The following is a 13,677-nucleotide window of genomic DNA, read 5'->3' as shown; positions in this document are numbered from 1 at the left end:
ACAATGAAGGATCGTTATGTTGTGGACACAAACGTTATAATCGCTGCAAGCACAATAGATGACATAAGCATTAATGCTACTCCGGAAGATGCGCAGCTGAGAATACAGGTTTGGAATTGGCTCAAAGAATTCAAATCGTCAGAATCACATTTGGTGCTTGATGGCCAAGGTTGCATTCAAAAGGAATATAGAGCAAAGCTTGGGCATAATGCTTATGGTCTTCAAGTTGTTAGACACAAATGGGACACAATTGCATACGATTTGGTGAACATTGAGTACGATTCAGATGGACACGCCATATTAAATGAACCATTGCAAACTGTTGTTGACGACAGAGCTGATAGAAAAATGGTTGCCGCAGCTTTAGCCGCACTTACAGATTATGGTAATAGCTGTATTGCCTTTGCCGCAGACTCAGATTGGCACAGATGGGAAGATGAAATTAAAAAAACTGGAGTGAAACTAGAACCAATCATCGAACAATGGTCTCGTGCAAAATACGACGAGAAAAAAGCCAAATGAATCAATTTTTTAGGTTTCCACACACTCCTCATGTAGCTTGGCTTGGCAAAGAAAACCCTCGCGACGATAAAGTTTTATCGCCTGAAGAAAATAAAGAACTACTCTCAGGCAGAGTTATAATTGAAGAAAAGCTTGATGGCGCAAATCTGGGCATATCTCTCGATTCCAATGGAGAGATTCAGGTTCAAAACCGCGGGCGGTATCTAGCCAAACCATTCAGTGGTCAATTTTCCAGACTCAATGCCTGGCTAACTCAACATCAAAATGCATTATCAAAAGCCCTTGATGAACAGTTAATAATTTTTGGCGAGTGGTGTGCAGCTAAACATTCCCTTGATTACCAAAATCTTCCCGATTGGTTTATCGTTTTCGATATTTATGACAAGGCTAATGAAAAGTTTTGGAGCATTTGCCGTCGAAACGAGCTAGCGCAAGAATTAAATTTATCTACCCCCAAATGCTTGTTTCATGGAACCACCACCATTCCACAATTGCTCGAAACGTTGAATTCTTCAAGCGAATACCGTGATGGCAACATGGAAGGAATCATAATTAGAAAAGATTCATCTCAATGGAATGAACTTAGAGCAAAACTCGTTCGTCCCGATTTTACTCAAAATATTGACTCCCACTGGAGTAAAAATCACTTGATCTGGAATAAGTTGAGTTCTGGTTATTAATCATTTTGTCAACCAAACATTTTTTAAAAAAGCGCATTTGAATTACACCCCATTACCCCCTCACATTGACAACCCCAGCCTCATCCCCTAACCTGCCCGCGCTGCGGTAAATCCCGCAGTCGGGATTACGACCCCCGACAATAGATCGGCACTGAATACGTGAGTATTTTGTGTCCTCGCACAGCTTTGCCTGTTTGTTATGGCGGGCTGGGTGGGGCCACCTTCGGGTGGGCCGGTGTGATCTGTTGCCGGTGGTCGTAACCCTGCTCAGTTCGCCCCCATGAATTACGACCTCATGCGGCGATTACACAAACAGATCAAAGAGAATGTTGTTATGGATAATATAGTTTTCCCTCCCCCGTTCCCCACGTCCCTTGTTATTAAACTCGATCAACTCCAATACACGTTTTACCAAAAATCCTGCCTTGAAATTCGTTCGCCCAGCGGGCAAGTACTTACGGTAATTTGCAAACCCCTGCCAGCCAAAACCGATGAAGATGCGGCGTACCAATTGTGGGCGCAGGCGTGTTTGTTGGAGGTGTTGTTTGATCAGGTGAATGAGCGAATAAAATTACCGCCGCGGGCGATTAATAGTATTGCGTATGTGATTGAGCGGATTGATGGGCATTTGAAGAGGCAAGCTGTCAGTTAAAACAAAGGCGGCAACTGCCGCCTTTGTTGAATCCAACCAATGAAGATTAAAAAAAAATCAAAACGAATATTCAAGACGCACACGCAGGCTGCGGGGTTCAACCGGGTGGAAGTGTAGATCTTCCTCGCCGCCTTCAGGTTCGCCGGCCAAACGCGAGGTATAAAAATAGTCGATATTGTGATCGCGGCTGTCCAATAGGTTGAACACATCCAGGCCCAGGCTTAACTGTTGCCAGCGGTAGCCTACGCCGATGTTGACGAGACTTGTTTTTTTGCCTTTGTGTAAACCGAATGAATCCAGTTGGCGCGCGCCGAAATGGCGTAAGCGCAGGCTGCCATGAAATCCCGTTTGGGCCGGGGCGTAAGTGATGCCTGCACTGGCAACAAAAGGCACTGAACCATCCACGTATTTTCCTTCTTCGGATTGCGCTTCGGTAAAGCGTGAACGCGTCCAGGCCAATTCAGTGTCCAGACTCCACCCGTCTGCAAACCAAAAATAACCGGCGAGTTCAATACCTGAGCGCGCAGAGGCGCGGCTCGCTTCGGTGTTGCCCGCATCCCCCACAAACAATAATTCTGAATCGAGTTGCAAATGCCACAGGGACGCGGAAATGTTGTAGCTATCCTGATCAAATAGTTTCAGCCCAAGCTCTGCGCCGTCTGAACGCGATAATAAATCGACAGGCTCGGCGATGGCGCCGGTGATTGGATCACGCGTAATCGTTGCGCCGCGTGCGTCGTTGGAATGAAAACCCTGGCCGATGTTCACATAGGTTTCAATCGAATCTGTTAATTGATAACTAACACCCGCTTTAACATTCGTCATACCGTCGCTGGCATCACCGGAGTTTTGCACCAGATCACTGTGTACATCCACTGCCAAATAATCGTGGCGCACACCCAAGTGCCCGCGAAATTTTTCGGTGAATTGCAAATCGCTTTGCGCAAACAAAGCTATTGAGGTTTCATCAATCGCATCAGTGCGGGTTGTGCTTATACGTTCACGCGCACGGGTTTTGTACAAGCCCACTTCATCAATCGCATCGTGCCGAACTTGTACACCAAGTGTGTGCGTGAGCGGTTTTCCGGCAATATCAGTGGCGAGGTTCCGTTTAATCTCTCCACCCATTATCTGGCGATTATCTACTTGCTCAAATTCATCACCGTTGATGGGATCATCCAAAAAATAGGTGAAGTTGGAAAATAAATTCAAGTCAGAATCGATAATATAAGCATTGATTTTCCAATCGGGGTTTTGCCACTGACCAGAGACACTGTAGCGGCTCGACTCACCGCCAACATCCTTATCCAGCGAGCCAAGTCGATGGATGACTTGCTGCTCAACAGCGCGCGCGGGAATTTGATCGGCTGCGACCCATTGATTGTCATAACCCATCAGAGTTAGTGAGAAGGTACCGTCTGCCAATGTCGTTGAATAACGAACCAACAGATTGGTTTTTTCCACTGCTTCGTTGATGTCTGCCCAAGGGCCGTCATAGGTTTGCGCTTCCACACCGAATAACAATTGCCCGGACGCGAGTGAAGTTTGATGGGCAGCGTACAGGCGTCGATAATCAAACTCGCCGCCTGTTAGTGAAAGCTGGCCAGCAGCTAACAAATTTTTTACCGAAAATTCGGCCGCGCCCGCGCCGGAAAAATCCCCAACTTCCGCGTAATAAGGTCCTTTGCGATAGCGAATATTCTCAATTAATTCCGGGATAATAAAATTCAAATCCGTATAGCCCTGCCCGTGCCCGTGGCTGCGCATGTTTACTGGCATACCATCAATAGCGGTGGAAAAATCTGTGCCGTGATCAAGGTTAAAACCGCGCAAAAAATATTGGTTGGCTTTACCCGACCCACTGTGTTGGGTGACTACCATGCCCGGTACAAACTCCAATATTTCGCCGGTGCGCAATACCGGGCGCTGTTCAATTTCACCGCTGCCGATTACACCTTCTGCCGCCGCGATACTGGTGCCCAATAAATTTAACTGTGTGCCATACACCATGAGGTTTTCAACCTGAGCCAGGTCGCTCTGGTTAATCGCCGCGTTAGCTAATGCCAAATTACTGCTGACGAATAACGATTCGACAACAGCTCCAATAAAAATGCGCTTCATTATTTGCTCCTTAACCAAGCCAGCGTTCGATTACCCATTGTAAAGCGATGAATGCAATGATTATCGAAATACCGGTCAACGCGTACCGAGCGTACCACAATTGATTTCGGAGAAAAATAAACAGCGGTAACAGCAACAACACAATCGCCATTTGCCCCAGCTCCACGCCCACATTAAATGCCAGCACCGTAAGAATTTGTTGATCCGCCGGCAAACCCAATTCACCCAACACGCCGGCAAACCCCATTCCGTGCAATAAACCAAACGCAAAAGTGAGCCACCCCAAACGCACGACTAATGGATAAATATTATTGAGCGCAACCAGCATGACCGACAGCGCAATACCCACTTCCACCCAGCGGCTTGAAAAATGAATAAGGCCCAAAGCCGTTGCAGACAACGTAATGGAATGCGCAAGCGTAAATGCAGTGACGATCCAGGCGGTGTTAACGAGGATATTTCGCGAATCATGATTGGCAACCCAGCGCCCGTTGCGACGAATTAATACGCTCACCAGCAGTAGCGATAATAAAAATAAAATGTGATCTATACCGATCCAGATATGTACCATGCCTTGATACACAAATTCATAAAAGGTCTGCCAAGGATCACCCGCCGACACATTCCAGATAATTTCTGGCTGTGCCTCGCTCAACACGCGGCTGCTTTGCGCGGTATCGCTGTTCAAGGTCAGCAATAATTTGTGCTCGGTATTCTCGTTAAAGAAAGCGCTATAGTGAATAGCAACGGCACCAGCCAGCGCACACTGTGCACGCACAGGTACTTGCAAATAGGATTCATTGAAATGGGAATCAATTTTCCATTCATCGGTGATGATTAACGAACAGCGCGAGTTACCACGGCTAATTTGCACTTGATTGGACAAATAGTGCTGAACGACTTCCGCGCGCACTTGCAATTCCCCCCAACGCAAATTGCCATCGCCATTAACATCGACACCAACCGCCTGCTCCAGGTCGTACAGGCGAAGTTGCCACTCGCCGCTGACGAGCCCCTGCGAATTGATTTGTAACCTTGCATAGGCAGTACTCAGTTGGTGTGCACAGACCGGCAGCACGGTAACGCATGTCATGAAAAAAATGATCAATGAAGGCCAGCGCATTATTTTGCCTCCATCGGGGGGATATTTTTTTCTGACAGGTTTTCTGTAACACCCGCCAACTGCTGTGCGCGGACTAATAATTTTTTATCGCCAGGCTCGCGCGCATCCTGCCAATTGCGTTCCGCCCAATAGAGCGCTTTTTTTGCATCACGGGATACATCCAGGTAATAAATCGCCAAGTCAGCGGCATGGGCCTGGTCATCGCGCTGTTCACGCAATGCGAAGCGCTCTTGCAATTGCATTTGCCATTGGCTTTCGCCGGTTAATTTTTTTTCCGCCATCACCAGGCGGATCAGCAAGGCGTCATCGAGCTGACTAGTCTGTTTAATTACATCGGTTATTTTTTCTGCAACCAAGGGGTTGTTATTCAGGGCAAGTTGGATATCGGCCCATTGCACCCAAGCGCTCAGGCTTTTTGGCTGGGACATTTTTGCCAGCAAATCCTGCGCTTGGGTATACAGCTGCAAACGCACTGCCATGTCAGCCAACATTTGCAAAACCCACAACTGGCGCTCGTCATCCGGCAAACCTTGGGAGGCTAACAGTTGTTGTAATTGTGCGTAGCTTTCGGCGAGTGCTTTTTCGCCCTGGTAACTGCGCGCCTCCAGGGAACAGGCGCTGAACGTGAGCAGATCCGCATGGCCTAACAGTTTTAAACAATAAGCCTGAGCCGCCGTGGGATTCCCCTGAATTAATTGCAAACGCGCCGCGAGTAAATTAGCGGCGATGTGGTTTGGCTCACGGGTGAAAATTTTTTTCAGAATTTCTTGTGCGAGCAGAAATTTATGTTGGTGTTGTTGCACTTGCGCCCAGGCCACCAGGAGTGCGGTGTCCTGAACGTTATTTTTAATGGCAGGCTTTAGCAGTGCTTCAGTCACGCCGTACAAATAGGCGAACCCCGGTTGCGCCGCTTGGTCTAAATATTGATTCGCCAATTGCGTCAGCGCGGCGATATCCTCAGGCGGCAAATTATTTTTTGTGGGTAAGCCGTGTATTTGCCGGGACGCAGCCATATCCCACACCGCAATCACCTCGTCCGGCGAGGCAGGAATGTAGGGCTTCGCCTGGGCGCTCGCTATCAAACAGTAAAATACTGTCATTGCCATTTGGTATTTCATCGTTACCACCCGCTGCAAGGCAGCAATAAAAACTATTTGTAATCTGTCATTTTTTTAAAAAGCCCACTGTCCATAGCGGGCGCAATCGTTGTCGATTTTTTACGGCATTAACAAATCATCGAACGCTGTTTCTTCGGTGGCATCCTGAGTGATCGCTCGGCTATCCAGCGACAGGGGTGTATCTGTTTCAGTTTGTGCAAAGGCTTTACGGGTGTAAGCGCCCATATTCACAGCCAATAAATCGATTGTGATATTTACCATGGCACTGGTTGAGGTCGCCTTGCCATCGAAAACGGTAAACGCAAATTGATCAGTGCCGGTAAAATCCACATTGGGCAAATACCGAAAAGAGCCATCTGTTTCCAGCATTAACGTGCCGTTCACAGGCGGCGTTGACACTGCAAAACTTAACCGGTCTTTGTCTGCATCACTGGCCATTAATTTACCGGTCGCTGGCGTGTCTGCCTGTGTGGTAACACTCGCGGCCATCGCAATGGGTGACGTATTGGCTTTGGGTGGTTTCTTTTTATTGTCACCACCGCACGCACTCAGTAGGAGTGCAATACTTAACGGAATTAGAAGCGATAAAGTTTTCATCATTCACCTCCTACTTGGAACCAGGCAGTGGATCAGCGAGGTAAGGGAACGTATTTTTCATCATGCTGGCGCTGACTGGCGCACCATCGGTGAAAGGTACATTGCCCACGTTGGCATCGGCGGGTTTACATAAACCCAAATCAGTATCGACACCGCCAACAGGAATGGGGTAACACAAACGCCCCATGACTACGCGCAATGCAATATCCACCACGTCATCGCCGGGGCGACGGCCATTGGGGAAACCGGCAAGGTCATTGCCCGCTACACCAAATGCGGACTGTTGCATTTGCGCTGTAGCTGCAATGCCGGTGTTCAAGCGCAACATTTCCGAAGGCGTTACGGTTTTTAATTGGTTAACGCCGGGGAAACCGGTCAGGAACGCAGTGACCAAATCCATACGCGGAAAATTGGTCGGCGCCAGGGTGGGCAGGTTTGCGCCTAATGTGGTGTTCACCGCATCTTTAAATAAAATATTTAGTAATTCCGGTAATGATGGGTGAGTGACGTAATCCGCAAACTGGCCATCGTTTTTAGGTTCAGCAACCGAAAAGCGATCTTTATCTTTTAGGCCGATCACCAATTCATTTACCAATGGATTGCCCAAGCGCGAGATTTGCGTGAGCGCACCGCCGTTCACTTCAGTTTTATTAAACGATGCTTGCGGATTTAAAATTCGCGCTTGCGGCAAACTCGCGGTGGTCCAGGTGCCGATAACACCATTGCCACTACCCACTAAACAAGCCTTGGGAATTTCCAGCGAAATGGCGGTGACATTTTTATCCAGCAGATCGTCATTCGCCGACGATTGGGTAATTCCACCCGGGAAGCCGCCTGCATCGCCAGCACCGGGCGCACTATCACCCTCAACGGGAACAATATTGACCAAGTCAAATATTTTCCCCAGGTTTACCACAAAGGGATCTTTGCGCTGGCCAACAAACACTTTGCCGTTGGTGTTACAGCCGGGAATACTAATCTCGTAAATAAAGCTGTTCGCGTAGGTCGCATAACCCGCCGCTGAGCTAAAGGTTTTATTGCCGATGTAATCGAGCGGTTTTTTGAAACTAGTGCCCATGCCGGTTGCCATTTGCACATCGGCGCGCGTACCGGATTTGCGATCGCCGGTGCGCAATTTTACCGAGTAACTCTCGCTAAAATTCACTGCCGACATATCGCTCGCTGAAACACCGCCCACATTTTTTAAGGGTACAGCAACCGAACGGCTGCTTCCTTCCGGCCCCACCATTAATTTCACACCTTCGCCGCCCGCCAATGCCTGGCTAAAACGAAACTCAAAGGTGAGGTCTTCAACGGCATCGCCCGTGTTGTCCACATGGATGCTGTACACCGCGTAAGGGTCCATCGCAAAATAATTCGGGCCGCCGTAAGCGTCTTGCAGTGGGATGTAATTCGCGATTAGCGTTACATAATCACCGCGCCCCGGCTCATAACTGTTAAAGGCGTAAAAGTCGGTTGAATCCAATGCGGGGGCGCGGGTGATATTGGGCGCTTCGCGGTGGCTGGATGCAAAACTGTGAGTGGCAAGCAAGCTTGCGCAGAGGGTGCCGATAACGGCAGATAGATATTTGTGTTTCATCGTTGACTCCTGGGTTAAGTGACTGACATAACACTTAACGGCTCAACGTGATTTTTGGATTCACTTTTTTTAATTATTTTTTAATTATTTTTAAGTTAATTATCGGCAGCACGCGATGGCATAAAAAAAGACCCGCGCGTGGCATTACGCCAAGGGCGGGTTTATGTGACGTTTCATCGTCGTTATTACGTTTACTCGTCAGTTAAAAATGTAGCTGCCGGTATAAAGGTTAAAAACAGATAACGCTAGATTACATAGCTACTAACTCGGCGGTGTAAAGCACGGTGGTCGGTTGGCCCGTTGGCGATCCACCCAGCGGTTCCAGGCTCACCGCCAGTGCAGCGACTTGTAACTGATCAAACAATACCGAACGCGGCAGGCTCAACTTGCCCTGTTTGGGTAAGATCCCCAAGGAAATCGGCGCGCGACCATCGGCAGCAACCATCCACAATTCGTAATCCTGATTATCCAGCGGTTTGAATTTATCCGTAGCAGTTACCAGTAATTGATCGTCACGCAATTCAATCAGCCAGAGCGCTTGCGCTTGTTCACTTTGTACCACCGCAATTTGCCCCGGCAGCAAGGATTCGCTCGGTTGCAGATTAATAAGCAATACCGCCAGCAAAATGGCTGCGGCCGCCGACAGACCCGCAAACCATTGCAATGCGCGCGGCTTGCGTTGCGGCAAACGCGTAACAACATTGGCCGAATCACCCTTAGCCGGCAGGCTATTGAAACCCAAGCGGGTTTGAATGCGCTCCCACACTTCGGGCGGAGGTTGCACAGCAGGTAGCGCACCACCCAATTCATTCAGCCGGCTTTCCCACCGCCAGAGGTGATGGCGAAGGCTGTTGTGTTGCATGAGCAAGCGTTGGTAACGAATGCGTGCCGGGCCTTGCAAACTTCCCAACACATACTCGGAAGACAATGCACTTTGACGTTCTTCGGTAAGGTAATTCATGATTCAAGGCACCTTTTTAAACGTTCCAGACCACGCCGAATCCAGGTTTTGATGGTTCCTAAGGGCGTTTCCATTTGCTCGCACACTTCCATATGGGTAAGCCCGCGAAAATAAGCCAGCTCTATCGCACTGCGCTGCGCGTCTTCCAAGCGATCCATACATCGATCAATACGCACCCGATCGCGCTGTTCATACAACTCGCGCTCGGGCGTGTGATCGTCTTCCGCCTCCTCCAATAATTCGTCACCGGTTTCACGCCGGCTTTTTGCCGCGCGCAACATATCCAATGCGCGATAGCGAACAATACTGATCATCCAGGTCAACACAGTGCCTTTTTCCTGCTGATAATCGCCCGCGTTGTGCCAAATACGGACATAAGCCTCTTGAACGGCCTCTTCAGCCAGGTCGCGCCGACGCAGCATTTGCAGGCTGATTGCGTACAACTGCCCCGCCGTTTGGCGATACAAGTTCGCAAACGCCTGCCTATCGCCCTGCGCCGTGGCGCTGAGCAGATGCAAAAAATCGTAATTCGTATCCATGATGCTGTGCTCTAGTTATTAATGCGGTTGTTATGAACCCCCCTGTACTCCGACAGAATTGGGCCGATTCGATGGTTATACGGCCCAGGGTGATATTTGGATTCAACTTTTTTTGCTAACTGAGCCTAGCAGCTGTTTGGGGTAAGCGGGCGGGTGCGTCCATTCGGGCGCCGGGGATGGCGGAGTACCTTTTACCGACAATTCATTGTTAAAGAACATTTTTTCTTTTTATATTCCCAATATTTATAATCTTTCAGAGTCTCTAATGCCCGCTGACTTGGCAGTTGCGTGATTATTAAATACTGTACTGAACATCCTGAGAAACGTAATGCTGTAACGAAAATTAATGCGGTAAAACTAATTTTAATATTTGGACACTATTTTTTTGATGAGCGTGACAACGGCACCAACAACTATGAGGAACCAACATGCAAGCAACGAAGAGGGAGTTGGCGTTAGATTCCTGTGAGAAAATTTTTTCATCAACCCTGTGCCATGACGTTATCACCAGTGTAATGGCTCACGTTGACCTATTGATTGACAGCTTTATCAGCGACCCAGGTCTGTGGTGGACGGGAATCGGGACGATAGCGGGAGTGATTGCGTTAATCATCACGGTCAAAAAGAAAGACACGGTGGTTGTGGTGCAGCAAATCCCCGAGGCTGTAACCAGGTTGCTCGATGAGTCAAAGGCAGGCGCTTTTGCGGCTGAAACTGTTATTGTGAAATTCCCATCGGCTGACGAACTCTCCTCATTAAAAGCCGCCTTTACCTATCTCAAACCACCGCCCAAAAGGCCGCGTGCATCCTGGATGCCCTGCTTTCCACTTCAAGTAAACGCCATTGCCCGAAAAAATGCCGAACGTCACTTTTATGCCAGAGGCAGTGAGCGAAGTATTCTTGAAACGCACGGCGTGCGCCAAGTGAAGAATGGATTATTCATTTCTGAATATGCCGCTGCCCCCATTTTCCAAAGCTGGTCCGACGACGGCAAGGAAATTTTGATAGCCTGCGATCAACATGGCGTCCGGCGGTATCGCGTATCATCGCAAGGCTTGGCGCTTGATTCCGATCATTATTCACAACGTCCGACGTTACTCTGGCGACAGCCGCCCAAATGGTGTCGTTGGTGCGTGCATCCAAGCAGGGGGTTGCTGCCTTGCTACTACATAGATCTCGCCTCATATAACGCAGCAAGTAAACCAACACTCTATATTCACGTTGGGCACTTCGAACCGATTCGCATCGATTTGACGCCCACGCGATTGCGCCCGGGTGGACTCGACGCTATCGGTCGGCCCAACGATACGCCCAACCCATGGCGCCCCGGGCACGCCCAATTGCTGATGATGGACGGAGCAGGAATTTCATCGCCCGATGGTGGCGCGCGCGCACTAAGCCTCTTTCAGGTATCGGATGCGATTCGTGACAATGGCATTGCTGAAAATCACCTGCGGCGCTTCGAGCTGGACCATGTCATTCCTCCCGGGTATTACGTGCGCGATTATTCATGGAGCGCCGAAGGACATTTTTTTGCGCTCCAAATAGGAAATCAGTTCGGCACTTCTGCGGGCCGGGTATTAGTGATTGACTCACTCAAAGGCCAGGTGCTCGCCATTTCCGATTGGAATCGGGAGATGATTGGTTGGCATCCCGATTCGGGTGATATGTTGCTAGCGCGACCTGACGAAGAAAAAGCAGAGGCGCTTGTTGAAATTCTCACTTGGGAAGTTTGCGGCGACCAGGAGCGGCCGGTAGATATGGACACTGCCGACGAAGATAGTCGACGCATGGCACTATCGTTTATCGAACGGCGCTCACAACACTCACCGCGCCAATTAAATGCCAATGGCACGCTGTGGTTAACCGCCAATGGGCAGGATTTGGTAATTACATCGACCAACAAGAATCAGGAACTTTATCTTCGTATTGCCCATAAAGGTTCAGCGATATGGTCCCCAACCGATCCATCGCTCTTTGCCACCATCGGGGATGCAGACTCGAACGACTCCCTGTGCCTATGGCAAATTGCGGGAGAAAGCTGACCGCCTGCTTACAACGACCATCGCACACTACAAGGGCGCGCGATAATCGCGCGCCCTTGTGGCATGGCCGTTATTTTTTCTCAAACGCCCCCAAATCCGGTGCAACACCGGCGTAAGGCAAACCCACATTGACACCTTTATCAATCAGCGCACTGTTCGCATTCAAGCGGAACAAATTATTGTTCGGCAAAGAACCATCAGGATTGCGCGCGGCAGTAGCGAGGGATAAATCCAGGCTGGCGAAATCCGCTGCAATTGCCGAGGGGCCGGTATCCCAGGAATTATTTTTACTATCCGCATTGGATACACTCACAGTTCCCGACAAGGAAATGTTATTTCTTAAATAATGTTTTTCGCCGGAATTGACCGGATTACCCAACCCGTAATTAATGCCGTTGCGATAGGCAGTGTTATTCAACACCGTTAGACCGCCAGCATTATTATTTTGATCAAAACCTTTGAGCGGATTATCAAAGGCCACGGAGTTGGTGATGCGGTTGCGCGCTACGATTTTATTGCCGCCCAATTTAAAACCGTTGCCGTTACCCGCGAAGCTGCCGTAATTCCATACATCCACACCGTTGCGAAATGCCCAGCTATTTTCCACGGTTACGATCTCGGGGCTGTCGAACATATCGAAACCGTCATCAGAGTTTTCCCAGGCGCGGCAGCCCACAAATTTATTGCCCGGCCCTTGTGTTTGCTTGGGCCCAAAGCCATCGGCCATGCTGCCGTTTTTCTTGGGGTCATAATTTCGATAGGCATCGGAATTAATCACGGTGGTATAGGCGCCGCCTTTATTAATTTCCAAGCCGGTGTTGCGATTATTGTGGAAGGCACAATTTTCAAAGGTATTGTATTTGCCCGTGACGTAAACGCCTTGATAACCCGCGCGCGTAATTTCAATGCCTTTGAAATACCAGTAGCTGCCCGTTAGATAAATGCCATAAGAATCTTGCACCCACGCCAATTCCGGAAAGGAAAAATCAATGACGGCGCGCCCGCAATTGGCGGCCACCACGCGAATAGGTGCAGATGCAGTGCCCGACTTGGACAAAGTAATGGTATTCGCTTTACCGGCGGTGTAAGGCACAGAATAAGTGCCTGGCTCCAGCAACAACATTTCACCGGCCTTCACTTGCGCAAGGGCAGTGGTTAAATCCAGCGGCGAACTAAAACTGGTGCCATTGGCATTGGCCGAACCATTTTTGGAAACATAATAAATTTTGCTCGCGCTGATATTGCCCAAACAATTGTTATTTGCCACCGAACTTGAAGCAACAACGCTGCTGGATTTTGCTGAACTGCTGGTTTGCGCAACCGATGAAGCAATGCTGGATTTACTGGAAGAAACTGCAGAACTAACCACCGGCTTACTCGAAGCAACAGAGCTGGCAGCAGCAGGAATAGAGCACTCATTTACACCACCCGCCACTTTGGTGCCCGCGCCAAATGTGGCCTCACTGCACACAAAGGTTCCCGTTAATACTTTATAGGTAAACGTATCATTGCGGCCAAATGCCACATTGGTCGCCGAGGCAACAGAACAGGTTTGATCGCTTTTACAAATGGTGGTGTAACCCGAGGGGCGATTGGCCGCCAGCACCTGACTGGCGATTGAAGCCGCCAATAAAGAAAAAATAATAGAGGAATAGCGCATACTGATCTCCGCGAATTGTTATTGGTATTCACGCAACTAACCTTTGCAAAAAAGGCGAG

The 13,677-nt window shown here is 49.1% G+C and carries 12 protein-coding genes; 4 read left to right on the top strand and 8 right to left on the bottom strand.

Translation table 11 applies throughout. The annotated features are described in order from the left end of the window. Window positions 1-3 precede the first annotated feature (3 nt). The 3 genes from D0C16_RS20910 to D0C16_RS20900 all read left to right on the top strand — a co-directional run bounded on the left by D0C16_RS20910 (window position 4) and on the right by D0C16_RS20900 (window position 1,854). On the top strand, window positions 4-522 hold the full coding sequence (locus D0C16_RS20910) for a hypothetical protein (protein WP_151034135.1): 519 nt from the start codon (window positions 4-6) through the stop codon (window positions 520-522). Then, window positions 519-1,202, top strand: a complete 684-nt coding sequence (locus D0C16_RS20905) for an RNA ligase family protein (RefSeq protein WP_151034134.1) — start codon at window positions 519-521, stop codon at window positions 1,200-1,202. Before D0C16_RS20910 ends, D0C16_RS20905 begins: the two co-directional genes overlap by 4 nt. Before the next feature lie 334 nt (window positions 1,203-1,536). Then, the gene (locus D0C16_RS20900) at window positions 1,537-1,854 is read left to right on the top strand and encodes a hypothetical protein (RefSeq protein WP_151034133.1); all 318 of its coding nucleotides are present in this window, start codon (window positions 1,537-1,539) and stop codon (window positions 1,852-1,854) included. Window positions 1,855-1,911: 57 nt separating this feature from the next. Here D0C16_RS20900 and D0C16_RS20895 read toward each other — a convergent pair whose 3' ends face one another. The 7 genes from D0C16_RS20895 to D0C16_RS20865 all read right to left on the bottom strand — a co-directional run bounded on the left by D0C16_RS20895 (window position 1,912) and on the right by D0C16_RS20865 (window position 9,913). Continuing rightward, window positions 1,912-3,975: a TonB-dependent receptor gene (locus D0C16_RS20895; protein WP_151034132.1), complete on the bottom strand. Its 2,064-nt coding sequence runs from the start codon at window positions 3,973-3,975 to the stop codon at window positions 1,912-1,914. Between the two features lie 10 nt (window positions 3,976-3,985). Beyond that, entirely contained in the window at window positions 3,986-5,098 is a 1,113-nt protein-coding gene (locus D0C16_RS20890; RefSeq protein ID WP_225318789.1) for a HupE/UreJ family protein, read from the bottom strand. Then, window positions 5,098-6,216 carry a lipopolysaccharide assembly protein LapB gene (locus D0C16_RS20885; RefSeq protein WP_151034131.1) on the bottom strand — a complete coding sequence of 373 codons (1,119 nt, stop codon included), beginning with the start codon at window positions 6,214-6,216 and terminating at the stop codon, window positions 5,098-5,100. The genes D0C16_RS20890 and D0C16_RS20885 overlap by 1 nt, the downstream gene beginning before the upstream one ends. Before the next feature lie 99 nt (window positions 6,217-6,315). Next, window positions 6,316-6,816, bottom strand: a complete 501-nt coding sequence (locus D0C16_RS20880; protein WP_151034130.1) for an Ig-like domain-containing protein — start codon at window positions 6,814-6,816, stop codon at window positions 6,316-6,318. A gap of 7 nt (window positions 6,817-6,823) precedes the next feature. Further along, the gene (locus tag D0C16_RS20875) at window positions 6,824-8,413 is read right to left on the bottom strand and encodes a DUF4331 domain-containing protein (protein ID WP_151034129.1); all 1,590 of its coding nucleotides are present in this window, start codon (window positions 8,411-8,413) and stop codon (window positions 6,824-6,826) included. A 250-nt stretch (window positions 8,414-8,663) separates the two neighbouring features. Next, on the bottom strand, window positions 8,664-9,374 hold the full coding sequence (locus D0C16_RS20870; protein ID WP_151034128.1) for an anti-sigma factor domain-containing protein: 711 nt from the start codon (window positions 9,372-9,374) through the stop codon (window positions 8,664-8,666). After that, a complete protein-coding gene (locus D0C16_RS20865) occupies window positions 9,371-9,913 on the bottom strand; it encodes a sigma-70 family RNA polymerase sigma factor (protein ID WP_151034127.1) in 543 nt (180 codons plus the stop codon). The genes D0C16_RS20870 and D0C16_RS20865 overlap by 4 nt, the downstream gene beginning before the upstream one ends. Before the next feature lie 428 nt (window positions 9,914-10,341). Between D0C16_RS20865 and D0C16_RS20860 the strand changes: the two genes are divergently transcribed. Beyond that, window positions 10,342-11,958: a hypothetical protein gene (locus D0C16_RS20860; RefSeq protein WP_151034126.1), complete on the top strand. Its 1,617-nt coding sequence runs from the start codon at window positions 10,342-10,344 to the stop codon at window positions 11,956-11,958. A gap of 70 nt (window positions 11,959-12,028) precedes the next feature. Here the strand turns inward: D0C16_RS20860 and D0C16_RS20855 are convergent, their stop codons facing one another. Next, on the bottom strand, window positions 12,029-13,618 hold the full coding sequence (locus tag D0C16_RS20855; RefSeq protein WP_151034125.1) for a right-handed parallel beta-helix repeat-containing protein: 1,590 nt from the start codon (window positions 13,616-13,618) through the stop codon (window positions 12,029-12,031). Window positions 13,619-13,677 lie beyond the last annotated feature (59 nt).

Origin of the sequence: Cellvibrio sp. KY-GH-1 (assembly GCF_008806975.1) — a bacterium.
Lineage (GTDB): Bacteria > Pseudomonadota > Gammaproteobacteria > Pseudomonadales > Cellvibrionaceae > Cellvibrio.
The sequence above is the reverse complement of the archived record's forward strand: the minus strand, read 5'-3'. Positions and strand labels throughout refer to the sequence as shown.